Annotated in this window: 13 protein-coding genes; 3 read left to right on the top strand and 10 right to left on the bottom strand. The window is 58.0% G+C overall.

The features are described 5' to 3' along the window. Nucleotides 1–129: 129 nt before the first annotated feature. Genes IM282_RS21285 through IM282_RS21275 form a run of 3 tightly spaced genes read right to left on the bottom strand, consistent with a single transcriptional unit; the run spans nt 130 to nt 3,088 of the window. Nucleotides 130–1,092, bottom strand: a complete 963-nt coding sequence (locus IM282_RS21285) for a YbhN family protein (protein WP_023299637.1) — start codon at nt 1,090–1,092, stop codon at nt 130–132. Further along, the gene (gene clsB / locus IM282_RS21280) at nt 1,092–2,330 is read right to left on the bottom strand and encodes a cardiolipin synthase ClsB (RefSeq protein ID WP_022647504.1); all 1,239 of its coding nucleotides are present in this window, start codon (nt 2,328–2,330) and stop codon (nt 1,092–1,094) included. Before clsB ends, IM282_RS21285 begins: the two co-directional genes overlap by 1 nt. Next, nucleotides 2,327–3,088 (bottom strand): endonuclease/exonuclease/phosphatase family protein, encoded by a 762-nt coding sequence (locus IM282_RS21275; protein ID WP_022647505.1) that lies wholly within the window; start codon nt 3,086–3,088, stop codon nt 2,327–2,329. Before IM282_RS21275 ends, clsB begins: the two co-directional genes overlap by 4 nt. A 133-nt stretch (nt 3,089–3,221) precedes the next feature. Here IM282_RS21275 and IM282_RS21270 point away from each other — a divergent pair, with 133 nt between their 5' ends. Beyond that, on the top strand, nt 3,222–3,632 hold the full coding sequence (locus tag IM282_RS21270) for a YbhQ family protein (RefSeq protein ID WP_003858499.1): 411 nt from the start codon (nt 3,222–3,224) through the stop codon (nt 3,630–3,632). Here IM282_RS21270 and IM282_RS21265 read toward each other — a convergent pair. The 5 genes from IM282_RS21265 to cecR are packed head-to-tail and all read right to left on the bottom strand — an operon-like array spanning nt 3,594 to nt 9,282. Further along, nucleotides 3,594–4,700, bottom strand: coding sequence for an ABC transporter permease (locus IM282_RS21265; protein ID WP_022647506.1), 1,107 nt, complete (start codon nt 4,698–4,700; stop codon nt 3,594–3,596). The two genes, IM282_RS21270 and IM282_RS21265, sit on opposite strands and share 39 nt — an antisense overlap. Before the next feature lie 57 nt (nt 4,701–4,757). Continuing rightward, the gene (locus IM282_RS21260) at nt 4,758–5,891 is read right to left on the bottom strand and encodes an ABC transporter permease (RefSeq protein WP_022647507.1); all 1,134 of its coding nucleotides are present in this window, start codon (nt 5,889–5,891) and stop codon (nt 4,758–4,760) included. Then, the gene (locus tag IM282_RS21255) at nt 5,881–7,620 is read right to left on the bottom strand and encodes an ATP-binding cassette domain-containing protein (protein WP_192970806.1); all 1,740 of its coding nucleotides are present in this window, start codon (nt 7,618–7,620) and stop codon (nt 5,881–5,883) included. Before IM282_RS21255 ends, IM282_RS21260 begins: the two co-directional genes overlap by 11 nt. Continuing rightward, a complete protein-coding gene (gene hlyD / locus IM282_RS21250) occupies nt 7,613–8,608 on the bottom strand; it encodes a secretion protein HlyD (RefSeq protein ID WP_022647509.1) in 996 nt (331 codons plus the stop codon). The genes IM282_RS21255 and hlyD overlap by 8 nt, the downstream gene beginning before the upstream one ends. Then, nucleotides 8,605–9,282 carry a transcriptional regulator CecR gene (gene cecR / locus IM282_RS21245; protein WP_022647510.1) on the bottom strand — a complete coding sequence of 226 codons (678 nt, stop codon included), beginning with the start codon at nt 9,280–9,282 and terminating at the stop codon, nt 8,605–8,607. Before cecR ends, hlyD begins: the two co-directional genes overlap by 4 nt. Nucleotides 9,283–9,486: 204 nt before the next feature. Between cecR and rhlE the strand changes: the two genes are divergently transcribed. Both rhlE and dinG read left to right on the top strand, forming a co-directional pair. Then, entirely contained in the window at nt 9,487–10,869 is a 1,383-nt protein-coding gene (gene rhlE, locus IM282_RS21240) for an ATP-dependent RNA helicase RhlE (protein ID WP_017693771.1), read from the top strand. 97 nt (nt 10,870–10,966) lie between these two features. After that, entirely contained in the window at nt 10,967–13,144 is a 2,178-nt protein-coding gene (gene dinG, locus IM282_RS21235; protein ID WP_180256994.1) for an ATP-dependent DNA helicase DinG, read from the top strand. On the opposite strand, the gene IM282_RS21230 is transcribed toward dinG, so the two are convergent. Further along, entirely contained in the window at nt 13,131–13,634 is a 504-nt protein-coding gene (locus IM282_RS21230) for a fimbrial protein (protein WP_022647512.1), read from the bottom strand. The genes dinG and IM282_RS21230 overlap by 14 nt on opposite strands. A gap of 5 nt (nt 13,635–13,639) precedes the next feature. Next, nucleotides 13,640–14,629 carry a fimbrial protein gene (locus IM282_RS21225; protein ID WP_022647513.1) on the bottom strand — a complete coding sequence of 330 codons (990 nt, stop codon included), beginning with the start codon at nt 14,627–14,629 and terminating at the stop codon, nt 13,640–13,642. Between the last annotated feature and the right edge of the window lie 22 nt (nt 14,630–14,651).

The raw sequence follows: 14,651 nt of genomic DNA, 5'->3' as shown, positions 1-14,651 counted from the left end.
TCGCTGACAGCCCTCAGTCATTTAGAAAGCAACTTTATTGCTTCTGCATAAAAAAATTACTGGGGATCCCTCAGCCCACAGAGAGAGGGAACACACCCTAAAAACGGCAACGAAGTTGCCGTTTTGCTTTTATTTTGCCATCGCCTTCTCGTTTTTGGCGCGCAGCTTCTTCGCCCGACTCTCCAGCACCAGATAACAGATCGTTGCCAGCGCCAGCGGCAGGAAGTAGTAGATCATGCGGTACGCGAGCAGGGCAGCGATAATCGTCCCGTGAGACACATGCTCCCCTGCAAGCAGCGCGATAAACACCGCTTCCAGTACGCCGATCCCCGCCGGAATATGCACAATTACCCCGGCAATACTGCTTACCAGCAGCACGCCCAGCACGAAGAAGTAGTTCACATCTTCGCCAATCAGCAGCCAGATAATGGCCCCCATCGCCATCCAGTTGGCGCTGGAAACCACCATTTGCAGGACGGCAAACTTCCATGACGGCAGCACCAGCTTCTGCCCTTTAATGGTCATATGACGACGTTTGGCAAAGGCGCAGGCCCACAGGTAGGCGGCGATGATCAGCAGCAGTACGATGCCCAGAATGCGCAGGGTGGCCTCATCGATGTACCAGTGCGCAGGCAGCTGCACCACGCCAATGGTGAAGATCACCCCGCCGAGCAGGATATACCCCAGCCAGTTGGTGGTGATACTCAGCGAGAAAATACGCGTGATGGTGCCGCCCGGTAAGCCAAGGCGGGAGTACAGGCGATAGCGCATGCCAATCCCGCCAACCCAGGTGCTCAGCGTCAGGTTAAAGGCGTAGCAGATGAATGACACCAGCATAACCTGCCGTTTGGCAAGCTTATGCCCGCAGTAGGCGCGTCCCAGCAGGTCATAGCAGCCGTACATCAGGTAGCTCACAATCACCAGGCCAACCGCCCCCAGCAGGACTGTCCGGTTGTAGTTGCGAATAACCTTCCACACCTCTTCCCAGTCGACCTTTTGGGCATACACCACCAGCAGGACCGCGACGGCAATGAAGAACAGCCAGGTCAGGATTTTTTTCGCCAGCCGCCAGCGAGGATGAGATTTCGACATCAGGTTTTCCCTCCATCTTCCGCCTCTACGCGGTCCTGGGTTTCCATTTCGGGTTGCACTGGCGGATCCACCAGCGCCAGTTTCGGCGTATGCGCGGGCAGCCAGCCCACCATGGCCGGGAAGTGGCGCAGGAAGTGGAACACCACCACACCGATGCCAACGTTCCACCAGCTGCGTTTCGGCACCATGGACTCATCCACACGCACGCAGTCTTTATTGATCAGACCCTGAAGGTTATCGCGCAGGGTCTGATTAAACTGGCGATCGTGGATGATCAGGTTCGCTTCCAGATTGAGCGATAAGCTCAGCGGATCGAGGTTGCTTGAGCCAACGGTCGCCCAGTGGTCATCCATCACGGCCACTTTGCCGTGCAGCGGGCGGCGGCGATATTCATAGATCTGCACGCCGCTTTTGACCAGATAGCGATAGAGCAGACGCGCGCCCACCTTCACAATCGGCATATCGGGCTCACCCTGGACGATGAGCTTCACGCTCACGCCGCGTCGGGCCGCGTTGCGCATGGCGTGCAAAATCCGGTAACCGGGGAAGAAATAGGCGTTGGCGATAATCACCTCGCGCTTCGCGTTCGCCAGCATCTTCAGGTAGTGACGTTCGATATCGTCCCGGTGCTCCTCGTTATCCCGCCAGACGAACAGCGCCTGCGCCTCGCCGGGCTTGCGGTTCTCTTCCGGGCGATGGCGGCGTCGCCACCAGCGGCGAGCGGCCTCTTTGCCGGGTAAGTTTTCCAGCACGAACAGCTGGATGTCCTGAACCACCGGCCCTTCGATACGGATCGCGTAGTCCTGTTTCGCTTCGGGACCATAATCCGACATATGCTCGGCGGAGTAGTTAATGCCGCCAACGAAGGCCACCGTTTCGTCCACCACCACAATTTTGCGGTGCATTCGGCGGAACAGGTTGGTGCGCATCCCGAACAGACGCGGGCCGGGATCGTAATAGCGGAATACCACCCCTGCGGCGGTGAGCTCGTTAACAAATTCGTCGCTGAGATCCGGCGAACCATATCCGTCGAGCAGGACCTCGATTTTTATACCGCGACGAGCGGCTTGCAGCAGCGCGCTGTGCAACTGCCTGCCCACGTCGTCTTCAAACCAGATAAACGTTTCCAGAAAGACTTTCTGCTGTGCGTGGCTAATCGCCTCAAAGACCGCCGGATAAAAGTTATCGCCATTTTCCAGCAGCGTAATACGGTTACCTTCCTGCCATGTGCATTTCATAAGTGGATCTCCGCGCTGAGTGGGGCATGGTCGGAGAGATGTCGCCAGTTGAGTAAAGCCAGCGCCGTCGGGCTGCTGGCGTGGGCATTTTTTACGTAGATGCGGTCAAGGCGCAGCAGGGGGAAGCGCACCGGAAACGTCCGCGCGGGACGACCGCGTGAGCGGGTAAAAATCTCCTCCAGCCCCGCATTCACCTTCAGCGGATGATTGGCCCGCTGTCGCCAGTCGTTAAAATCACCGGCCACTACCACGGGCTCGCCCTCCGGCAGCGCATTGGTCCAGTCTGCCAGCATCTGTAGCTGAGCCTGACGGTGGGCCTCACGCAGGCCAAGATGAACGCAGCCCACATGAATGGGAAAATCGAGCGCCGGTGGCGTGATGCGGCAGTATAACAACCCGCGTTTTTCGCTCTCGCCAACGGAGACGTCCCGGTTCTCATAATGCTCGATAGGAAAACGCGACAGCACTGCGTTACCGTGATGCCCCTCCGGGTAGACCGCATTGCGCCCGTAGGCGTAATCGCTCCACATGGTATCCGCCAGAAACTCGTAATGGGGCGTGTCGGGCCAGTTTTCGAAATGCATCGGGTGCACTTCGTGCGCGCCCATGACCTCCTGGAGGCAGACAATATCGGCGCTGACGGTGCGTACCGCGTCGCGCAGCTCCGGTAAAATGAAGCGGCGGTTAAATGCTGTGAAGCCCTTATGAATATTTATCGTCAGCACCTTAAGCGAGAAATGCTGCGTTCTTTTGCTCATAAACACCTTCCTGGGTGACTATCCCGATGAAAATAAAGTGTAGTAGGCGTCACAAAAAGATGCGGCGTTACGGAATTTTCCGTAAAGTGCGGTAGTCTGAATTAGCAGAGAAAAATCCTTCAGGAGAGAAGCCATGAAGTGGCAACAACGCGTTCGTGTCGCAACCGGTTTGAGTTGCTGGCAGATAATGTTGCATTTACTGGTCGTGGCCGTACTGGTGATGGGCTGGATGAGCGGCACGCTGGTGCGTGTCGGCTTAGGGTTATGTGTGGTTTACGGCGTGACCGTGCTGTCGATGCTGTTTTTACAGCGTCACCACGACGCGCGCTGGCGTGAAGTGGGTGATGTGCTCGAAGAGCTCACCACCACCTGGTATTTTGGTGCGGCAATGATCGTCCTGTGGCTGTTGTCACGCGTGCTGCAAAACAACCTGCTGCTGGCCCTGGCGGGTCTGGCTATCCTCGCAGGGCCTGCGGTGGTGTCGTTGCTCACCAAAGAGAAAAAGCTACGCGATGTTTCGTCTAAACATCGCATAGGCCACTGAGCCCGTTGTGGCCGCGATGACCAGTAGCGGCCACAAACTTCCCCACACAATATCCAGACTCGCATCCTTCAGATAGATTTGCTTGGTGATATCCGTGAAGTGACGAATCGGGTTTATCCATGTCAGATCCTGTAACCACACCGGCATGTTCTCCACTGGCGACACGTACCCTGAAAGCAAAATCGCCGGCATCATAAAGACAAACACCCCGATAAACGCCTGCTGCTGCGTTGAGCAGAGCGCGGAAATCAGCAGCCCAAACCCCACCAGCGACAGGCCGTAAATCACCATCGTGAAGTAAAACAGCGCCAGCGATCCGGCAAACGGGATCTGGTACGCCCATATTCCCACCCCCAGCACGATGGTGGCCTGGAACGTCGCGACAATCAGTGCCGGCACCGCCTTGCCGACAAATATCTGCCAGGTAGCGAGCGGCGAGACCAGCAGCTGATCCAGCGTACCTTGCTCACGTTCGCGTGCCACGGACAGCGAGGTGACAATCATCACGCCAATAGTGGTGATCATGGCGATTAACGACGGCACCACAAACCACTTGTAGTCCAGATTCGGGTTGTACCAGTTGCGCACCACCAGCTCGCTGTTGTTGGGTTTGGGTTTGCCCGCCATCAGCTCCTGCTGGTAGTCCTTCACTACCTGCTGCAAATAGTTCGCCGCTATCTGGGCGCTGTTGGAGTTACGTCCGTCGAGGATCAGCTGCATCGGCGCGGTCTGGAAGGTGTCCAGATTGCGGGAGAAATCCGCCGGGAAGCGCACCAGCAATAATGCTTTCTGCGTGTCGATGGTGGGCTGGATCGCCTGCGGGCTTTGCAGCAGCAGGACATGGGTAAAGGCTTTGGCGCGGGCGAAACGCTGTGTCAGCTCGACGGAATGCTTGCCATTGTCTTCGTTGTAAATGGCGATGGTGGCGTTGGTGACCTCCAGCGTGGCGGCAAACGGAAACAGTACAACCTGAAGCAGCACCGGCAGCACCAGAATGGCGCGGGTCTGCGGCTCGCGCAGCAAGGATTGCAGCTCTTTGCGGATCAATGTCCATAAACGGTGAAACATCGCGTCGTCCTCCTGTCGGGTGGCGCTTGCGCTTTCCCGACCTACAAAATCCGATGGCTAATCTAATCTTCTTTTCGTTTTCATCCACGTCAGCCCGATAAACATCACCGCCGACGCCAGCAAAAACAGGGTGTTGATAATTAGCACTACCGGGATGTTCCCCGCCAGAAACAGGCTTTGCAGGGTGCTCACAAAGTAGCGTGCCGGAATGATGTAGGTCACGGCACGGATCACCGCCGGCATACTGTCAATCTGGAAGATAAAGCCGGAGAGCATGATCGACGGCAGGAAGGCGGCATTAAGCGCCACCTGCGCGGCGTTAAACTGGTTGCGGGTGATGGTGGAGATCAGCAGCCCCATTCCCAGCGTGCTGAGTAAAAACAGGCTGGTAATAAAGAACAGCACCACCAGCGAACCGCGGTACGGCACGCCAAGAATAAATACCGAGACCAGCATACAGAGCAGCATCGCCAGCATGCCGAGGAAGTAGTAAGGGATCAGCTTGCAGAGCAAAAGCTCGACGCGCGTCACTTCGGTGGAGAGCAGCGCCTCCATGGTGCCGCGCTCCCATTCGCGGGCGATCACCAGCGAGGTGAGGATCGCGCCAATCACCGTCATGATGATAGTGACTGCACCCGGGATAATAAAATGCTGGCTGATGGCGGCGGGGTTAAACCAGTAGCGCGTCTGCACGTCAATCAGCGGTTCAAACTTCTCCCCCCGGTCTTCGGCGCGCTGCATCTGCCAGAGCTGCCAGATCCCCTCCGCATAGCCCTGCACGAAGTTGGCGGTGTTCGGTTCGCTGCCGTCGGTGATCACCTGAATTGGCGCATCGGCGCCCGGGCGTGCCATGTTGGCGGCGAAATCGACCGGGATGACGATCAGACCGCGAATTTTACCGGCCTGCATTTTCTGGATCAGTTCCTGCCGGTTGTCGCTGATGGTGGCATCGATGTAGGGCGAGCCGGTCATGGCGTGGGTGAAGTCCAGCGCCTCTTCGCTCTGCTGCTCCAGCAGGATCCCGACCCGCAGCTTGCTGGAATCGAGGTTAATCCCGTAGCCAAAAATAAACAGCAGCAGCAGGGGGATCACCACCGCAATCAGCCAGCTGCTGGGGTCACGCACAATCTGCCGCGTCTCTTTGACGCACAGGGCGCGCACCCGGCGCCAGGAGAGGGCGTTACTGCGCATGAGGATTCTCCTTATCCCAGTCGTGGATGAGGGTGATAAACGCCTGCTCCATGGTTGGGTCCGGCTGTGCGTCGTCGGCGGCCTGCGCTTTCAGGTCGTCCGGCGTGCCGTGGGCAATCAGCTTGCCGCGATAGACCAGCCCGATGCGGTCGCAGTACTCTGCCTCGTCCATAAAGTGGGTGGTGACCATCACGGTCACGCCTTTTTCCACCATGCTATTGATATGCAACCAGAATTCACGGCGGGTGAGGGGGTCCACGCCTGACGTAGGTTCATCAAGAAAGAGGATATCGGGCTCGTGCATCAACGAACAGGCCAGCGCCAGCCGCTGTTTGAAGCCAAGCGGCAGCGCGTCGGTAGCGTGTGAGGCGATATCGGTCAGGCCAAAGGCGTCGCACATGCGGCCGATTTTCTCGTTCTGCGCCCGTCCCCGCAGGCCGTAGACGCCGGAGAAAAATCGCAGATTTTGCTCCACCGTCAGGTTGCCGTAGAGCGAAAACTTCTGCGCCATATAGCCCAGATGCTGGCGCGCCTTGCCGGAGCTGACTTTGAGATCCATGTTCAGCACCAGCGCTTTGCCGGAGGTCGGTACCAGCAGGCCGCACATCATTTTAAAGGTGGTGGATTTCCCTGCACCGTTCGGCCCGAGCAGGCCAAATATCTCGCCGCGCTTCACGGCAAAATTGACGTTATCGGTGGCAGCGAAATCGCCGAATTTTTTGGTGAGCGATTTCGCTTCAATGACCGTTTCGCCCGGCGTGCCTTCCACCGTGTGCAGAATGGCGCCAAGCGGTGATTCTGAGGTTCCCGCCCCGCCCAGCAGATCGATAAACGCATCTTCAAAGCGCGGCGCGGTCTCTGTCATGTCGATTTCAGGCATCCCCTGCGCACGCCGGATATCGTCGGCGGTGGCCTCTTTTTTGAGGATCACGCGCACCGAACGTCCCTGAATCATCCCGTCGCTCACCTGGGGCAGCTTCAGCACCCGTTGCAGCAGCTTGCGGTTGGATTCCTGCGCGCTGTGTAGCAGAAAACTGCGCCCGGCCATGGTTTGCGTCAGCTCGGTGGGCTCGCCCTGATAGAGCAGTTCGCCTTCGTTCATCAGCAGCACGTCACGGCACTGCTCTGCTTCATCAAGGTAAGAGGTACTCCAGAGGATCAGCATGCCGTCACCCGCCAGCTCGTGCACCATCTGCCACAGCTCGCGGCGGGAAATCGGGTCCACGCCGACGCCCGGTTCATCCAGCAACAGCACCTTCGGTTCGCCCACCAGCGTGCAGGCCAGCCCCAGCTTCTGCTTCATCCCGCCGGAAAGTTTGCCCGCCAGCCGATCGGTGAACGGGCCGAGGGAGGTAAACGCCAGCAGACGCTCGAAGGTTTTCTGCCGGGTTTCGCCGGTAACGCTGCGCAGATCGGCATACAGGTTGAGGTTTTCCATTACCGTCAGATCTTCATACAGACCAAACTTCTGCGGCATATAGCCGAGTATGCCGTGGAGCGCCGCGTCGTCTTTGATGGGATCAAGGCCAAGCACGCTGGCGCTGCCTTCATTCGGCTTCAGCAATCCCGCCAGCATCCGCATCAGCGTGGTTTTACCCGCGCCGTCCGGCCCCACCAGCCCGGTCACATAGCCTTTCTGAATCGTACAGTTCAGCGGCGCGACCGCCGGTTTAGCCATTCCCGGGAAGCGTTTGACCAGATTATTGAGCTGGATAACCGCATCATTCATGTTGTTCCCCGTCGTTTAAGGTCACGGTAACAGGCATGCCCTGACGCAGCGCGTCGTCCGCATCGGTGACGATGATGCGCAGGCGATACACCAGGTCGGTACGCAGATCCGGGGTTTCAACGGTTTTTGGCGTGAACTCGGCCGTTGGGGAGACGAAGCCCACTTTGCCGTGATACGGCTTGTCCGGGCGACCATCGGTGTAGAGCAGCAGTTCGCGGCCCGGCTGCATCTGGCCAAGATTCGGCTCATCAATGTAAGCGCGCACCCACACCGGACGGGTTAAGGAGAGCGTTAACACGGTGCTGCCCGCGCTGAGCATGCTGCCCGGCTCCACGGCGCGGGTCATCAGCGTACCGTCAGACGGGGCGATTAAGGTGGTGTCGTGCAGATCCAGCTCCGCCTGGGCTAACTGCGCCTGCGCCTGCTCAAGGCTGGCCTTCGCCTGGGCAATGTCCTGCGCGCGGTTACCGGTGCGGTACTGGCTTAACTTATCCTGGGCAGATTTCAGCGTCGCCTGCGCCTGGTCGCGGGATGAGCGCGCATTTTCCAGGTCGTTGGCGGAAATGGTGCGGCTTTTCCATAAGCCTTGCTGACGGTTATAGAAATTCTGCGCATAGTCATAGGCGGCTTTTGCCTGCTTAACGGCAGCGGCTGCCTGGGCGATCTCTTCATCACGATAGCCCGCCAGCATCAGGTCGTACTGCGCCTGTGCGACGGCGACGCCCGCTTTTGCCTGCATCAACGCGTTTTCAAACGGGGCTTTGTCCAGCATACCCAGCGTCTGCCCGGTTTTGATGGCATCGCCTTCGTCAACGCTCAGCGAGGCCAGCCGTCCGCCGACGCGGAAGCTCATGTTCACGGTGCGAATATCCACGTTGCCGTACAGCGTCAGGCCACGATCCTGCTGGCTCTGATACCACAGCCAGCCGCCTGTTCCCGCAGCAAGCAAGACAACAACCACCAGAATGATGGCGACAGGTTTTTTCATGACTTCTGGCTCCTTTGCGTTAAGCCTTGCAGGATCAGATCAACGTGACAGGTAATGACCTGGCTAATTTGCGCGGCTTTATCCTCATCGAATTGTGTCCAGCCCGTACGTAACAGGATGGTCTCACGCCCCAGACGGAAGGCGAGCACTTCGCCCAGCAGGGCGTGGGTATGCAAAATGGTGTCCGTATCGCTGGCGTCCCGTCCGGTATAGGCGGCGATCAGCCGGGTCAGATGGCTATGCATCGGGGCGATCACCTGATCGTGCACCAGCTGGTACGCGGCAGTGGGGGAGAGCTGCTCGCGGGAGATAAATTTGCTCAGGTTCAGCGTATCGTCGTGCGTCAGCAGGCGAATCATGTTGTGACAGGCGTTAAGGATCAGCTGGCGGATGGCAACCCGGTCCGGTTCTGTCTGGCTGAACAGCGCGGTGGCTTCTTCCACGTGTGGGCGAAAGCTGGTGCCGATAAAATCCGCGATCCACTGGGCGCAGGCGAGGTATAAATCCTCTTTTGAGCCAAAATAGTAGGTAATGGCCGCAATATTCTGCCCGGCCTGCGCGGCGATATCCCGCGTGGTGGCATGCAGACCATACTCGCCAAACTGCGCCAGCGCAGCGGCGATAAGCTGACTTTTCGCCTGTTCGCCTTTGGTTGTCGTTGGGGTTGTATTCATAGCAGCATTAAAAATTAATCAATCGATTGATTAAGATTATGCCTGATTTGCGCAAACGTCGAGTCATCGCCGGGGATATTTTATGCGCCACGTCACAAAAGCTGCTACACTCCGCTCCTTCGCGACATTGTGGTTTTTGTCCTTCTATTCGTTATATCTCCCTGAAAACTACACCTGTGATGGTCGGGGCGGTTCGGAGTTTTTATGTCTTTTGATTCCCTTGGTCTGAACCCGGAAATTCTGCGCGCCATCGCAGAGCAGGGCTACGTTGAGCCAACCCCTATTCAGCAGCAGGCTATCCCGGCCGTTTTGCAGGGCCGTGACCTGATGGCAAGCGCGCAGACCGGTACTGGTAAGACCGCGGGCTTTACCCTGCCGCTGCTGGAGCTGCTGGTAAAAAACCAGCCACACGCCAAAGGCCGTCGTCCGGTGCGTGCGCTGATCCTCACCCCAACCCGCGAGCTGGCGGCCCAGATTGGTGAGAACGTGCGTGAATACAGCCGCTATCTCAACATTCGTTCGCTGGTAGTTTTCGGCGGGGTAAGCATTAACCCGCAGATGATGAAGCTGCGCGGCGGCGTCGACGTGCTGGTGGCAACCCCGGGGCGTCTGCTGGATCTCGAACACCAGAACGCGGTGAAGCTCGATAACATCGAAATTCTGGTGCTGGACGAAGCCGACCGTATGCTGGACATGGGCTTCATCCACGACATTCGTCGCGTGCTGGCGAAGCTGCCGACGCGTCGTCAGAACCTGCTCTTCTCCGCGACCTTCTCCGACGAGATCAAGGCGCTGGCGGAAAAGCTGCTGCATAACCCGCTGGAAGTGGAAGTCGCGCGCCGCAACACCGCCTCCGAGCAGGTGACGCAGCACGTGCACTTTGTAGATAAGAAGCGCAAGCGGGAACTGCTCTCCCAGATGATCGGCCAGGGCAACTGGCAGCAGGTGCTGGTGTTTACCCGCACCAAGCACGGCGCCAATCACCTGGCGGAACAGCTGAATAAAGATGGCATCCGCAGCGCGGCCATTCACGGCAACAAGAGCCAGGGCGCGCGTACCCGCGCGCTGGCAGACTTCAAGTCCGGCGACATACGCGTGCTGGTGGCAACCGACATCGCCGCACGCGGTCTGGATATCGAAGAGCTGCCGCACGTGGTGAACTACGAGCTGCCAAACGTGCCGGAAGATTACGTTCACCGTATCGGCCGTACCGGACGCGCGGCGGCAACCGGGGAAGCGCTCTCTCTGGTTTGCGTGGATGAGCACAAGCTGCTGCGCGACATCGAACGCCTGCTGAAGAAAGAGATCCCGCGCATTGAAACCCCGGGCTATGAAGTTGACCCGTCAATCAAAGCCGAGCCAATTCAGAACGGTCGTCAGGGTGGCGGGCGCGGTCAGGGCGGCGGTGGTCGCGGTCAGCAGCCGCGTCGTGCCGAAGGCGGCGCGCCGAAATCTTCGGGCAAACCGCCGCGTCGTAATAACGACAGCAAACCGGCCGGTGAAAACCCATGGCGTAGCGGCGAAGGGAAACCGGCAGGCGAGGGGCAGCGCCGACGCCGCCCGCGTAAGCCTGCTAACCCGCAGTAATCTGGAAGCCCGGTCGTAAAGCCGGGCTTTTCTTTTTGCGGCAGCGGAGAGAAAGTGCCACAATAGTGGCTGTTTATACAGTATTTCAGGTTTTCCGATGGCTTTAACCGCTGCGCTCAAGGCGCAAATTGGCGCATGGTATAAGGCGCTACAACAGCAGATCCCCGATTTTATCCCCCGAGCCCCGCAGCGGCAGATGATTGCCGACGTGGCAAAAACGCTCGCCGGGGACGACGGGCGACATCTGGCGATTGAAGCCCCGACCGGCGTCGGGAAAACCCTGTCGTATCTTATTCCCGGCATTGCCATCGCGCGGGAAGAAGATAAAACGCTGGTGGTCAGTACCGCTAACGTGGCCTTGCAGGATCAGATCTTCAGCAAAGATTTGCCGCTGCTGCGCAAAATTATCCCCGATTTACGGTTTACCGCCGCCTTTGGTCGCGGGCGCTACGTCTGTCCGCGCAATCTGGCGGCACTGGCCAGCAGTGAACCCTCCCAACAGGATCTGCTCGCGTTTCTTGATGACGAGCTGACGCCAAACAACAAGGCGGAGCAGGAGCAGTGCGCAAAGCTGAAGGCCGATCTCGACGGTTACAAGTGGGACGGCCTGCGGGATCACACCAACCAGGCGATCGGCGACGACCTGTGGCGCAGGCTCAGCACCGATAAAGCAAGCTGCCTGAACCGTAACTGTCACTACTATCGCGAGTGCCCGTTCTTTGTCGCCCGGCGTGAGATTCAGGAAGCGGAGGTGGTTGTCGCCAACCACGCGCTGGTCATGGCTGCACTGGAGAGTGAAGCGGTCCTGCCGGAGCCCAAAAACCTGCTGCTGGTGCTCGATGAAGGCCATCATCTGCCCGATGTGGCGCGAGATGCGCTGGAGATGAGCGCGGAAATTACCGCCCCGTGGTTTCGCCTGCAACTGGATCTGTTCTGCAAACTGGTGGCAACCTGCATGGAGCAGTTCCGTCCGAAAACCACGCCGCCGCTGGCGGTTCCGGAGCGGTTGAGCGAGCACTGTGAAGAGGTGTACAGCCTCATCGCCTCGCTGAATAATATTCTTAACCTGTATCTCCCCGCCACCCAGGAGGCGGAACACCGCTTTGCGATGGGTGAGTTGCCGCAGGAAGTGATGGAGATTTGCCAGCAGCTGGCGAAGCACCTGGAAAAGCTGCGCGGGCTGGCGGAGATGTTCTTAAACGATCTCAGCGAGAAAACCGGTACTCACGACGTGGTGCGTTTGCACCGCATTCTGCTGCAAATGAATCGTGCGCTGGGGATGTTTGAAGCGCAGAGCAAACTCTGGCGGCTGGCTTCGATGGTGCAGGCGTCCGGCGCGCCGGTGACTAAGTGGGCCACCCGCGAAGTACGAGACGGGCAGGGACATCTCTTCTTCCACTGCGTGGGCATCCGCGTGGCCGATCAGCTGGAAAAGCTGATCTGGCGCAGCGTGCCGCACGTGGTAGTGACGTCAGCGACTCTGCGTTCCCTGAACAGCTTTTCAAGGTTGCAGGAGATGAGCGGCCTGAAAGAGAAAGCGGGCGACCGCTTTGTGGCCCTGGACTCGCCGTTCAACCACTGTGAGCAGGGCAAGCTGGTCATTCCGCGCATGAATTATGAGCCGCTTATCGATAACGAAGAGCAGCATATTGCGGAAATGGCGGCCTACTTCCGCGAGCAGGTTGAGAGTAAAAAATACCCCGGTATGCTGGTGCTGTTTGCCAGCGGTCGGGCGATGCAACGCTTCCTGGAGCACGTCACCGATCTGCGCTTACTCCTGCTGGTGCAGGGCGATCAGCCGCGCTATCGGCTGGTGGAAACCCACCGTAAACGCATTGATAACGGCGAGCGCAGCGTGTTGGTGGGGTTACAGTCCTTTGCGGAAGGGCTTGATTTGAAAGGCGACTACCTGACGCAGGTGCATATCCATAAAATCGCCTTCCCGCCCATCGACAGCCCGGTGGTGATCACCGAAGGCGAATGGCTGAAAAGCCTTAACCGTTATCCGTTTGAAGTGCAAAGCCTGCCTGCAGCGTCGTTTAACCTGATTCAGCAGGTCGGGCGCTTGATCCGTAGCCACGGCTGCTGGGGCGAGGTGGTGATTTATGACAAACGACTGCTCACCAAAAACTACGGCCAGCGGCTGCTGAATGCGCTGCCGATCTTCCCGATTGAGCAGCCGGACGTGCCGGAAGTAAAAAAACGCCCGACAAAACTGGCTGCCGGGCGTCGAAAAAGCTTCCGTGCTAAGGGGCGCGGTCCTACTGGTAAGTGAAGGTCACCTGGATCACGCTGCTGAACGTGCCGGCAGAGATGGGCATCGAGGTGGCGTAATAGCGTGCGGCCAGCGGGAACGTGGCCGTGTGGTCTGACGGGTTTATGGCAGCGTTAAAGGCGGCCTGCGGGGCAATCAGTATCTTGTCCTGACGATCTGCCAGCTCCAGTGCCAGCCCCTTTGCGCTACCGAGATTGGCAAATTTGGTGGGATGGGTGCTGTCGGCCTGACCGTAGAAAAAGGCGGTGGCAAGCGCCAGCGTGGCCGGGCAGTGCGACACCGAAAGGGAAAAGTCCTTCCACTCGCCGGTATCGCCCACGTCTTTAAAACTACCCGATGCCGCCTGGCCTAAGTCCACCGTCAGGTTGCGGCTGGCACTGTCAATGACGCACGTGTTGGCGTAAATGTTACCCGTCATCTGGATCTGTATATCATCGGCGTGGGCTTGGGCGATCAGCCCCAGCACGAGAATCAATGCGGTTTTTTTCATGACGTTCACTTATAAGCGAGGGTGATGGTTGCCACAGTATTGGCTGGCCCGGGGGTGACTACATTGCTGACCTGCTCGTAGCGAACCTCAAACGGGATCACCAGCGTTTCGTTGGCTACGGCCTGATTTTGGGTACTTACATAGGTACCGAAGGTGGCGAGATGGTCATCAAATAGCATTCTTACTCCGACGCCTGTAGCCATGCCGGTCTGCTGCGTGAGTTTGATCACCCCCTCAAATGCTGTGTCATATCCATTCGCGCTGGTGATTTTTAGCTCAGGCTGTACGGTTGTGTCACAGTTGACGGTGATATTAAATTTTTGAGCAGGGCTGGATAAAAAACCTACGCTGATGAAATCACTGACGGGAAAATCGCCCAAATTAACGGTGAGATTTTTCGGTAAAACGGAGCAGGTGACCTGATGAAGAATAACATTACCTGCATAGGCGATGTGGTTAGGGTTGCCGATCCCTTCATGGCCGAAAACGCCAATGCCAAATTCGGTTTGAGACTGCACCAGCGTACCGGATGTCACGGTGTCACTCGTTTTAACCAGCTCAAGCGTTATTTCAAAGCTAAAAGTCTGTGTTCCATCGGTAGAGACGTAGCCAACAGGCGTTCCACGTGAATCGCACTGCACGCCGCCAGCACCGCTAATTCGCTGCCCGTGATCATTCATCAATGCTACGCCAATCCCCGGCACACCGGATTCGTATACCCCCCTGAGCCCTGGCATTTCCGCTCCGGTGCCGTAGTAGCAGGAGACAATCTCCAGGCCGCTGTCGGTACTCTGATCGCAATGCCCGGCAACATGAACGCTCTGCTCTGTACCCGGGATAGTTGCGCCAACTGCCAGCGTCGTCGGGACAGAAATGGATGCCACGTTGATCATTTTGGGGAGATCCGGCGTGGTGCAGGTCGCCTTCGCATGCGGCATGAATAACGCAGCGGTTCCCAGAATCAGTAAGAAAAAGCACTGTTTAATCATTTGCATAATGTTTTGCCTTTAGGGGAGA

The sequence above is a fragment of the Enterobacter cloacae complex sp. P29RS genome (assembly GCF_014893445.1).
GTDB classification, from domain to species: Bacteria; Pseudomonadota; Gammaproteobacteria; order Enterobacterales; family Enterobacteriaceae; genus Enterobacter; species Enterobacter intestinihominis.
Note: the sequence above shows the minus strand (reverse complement) of the source record. Positions and strands in the feature narration are given on the sequence as shown.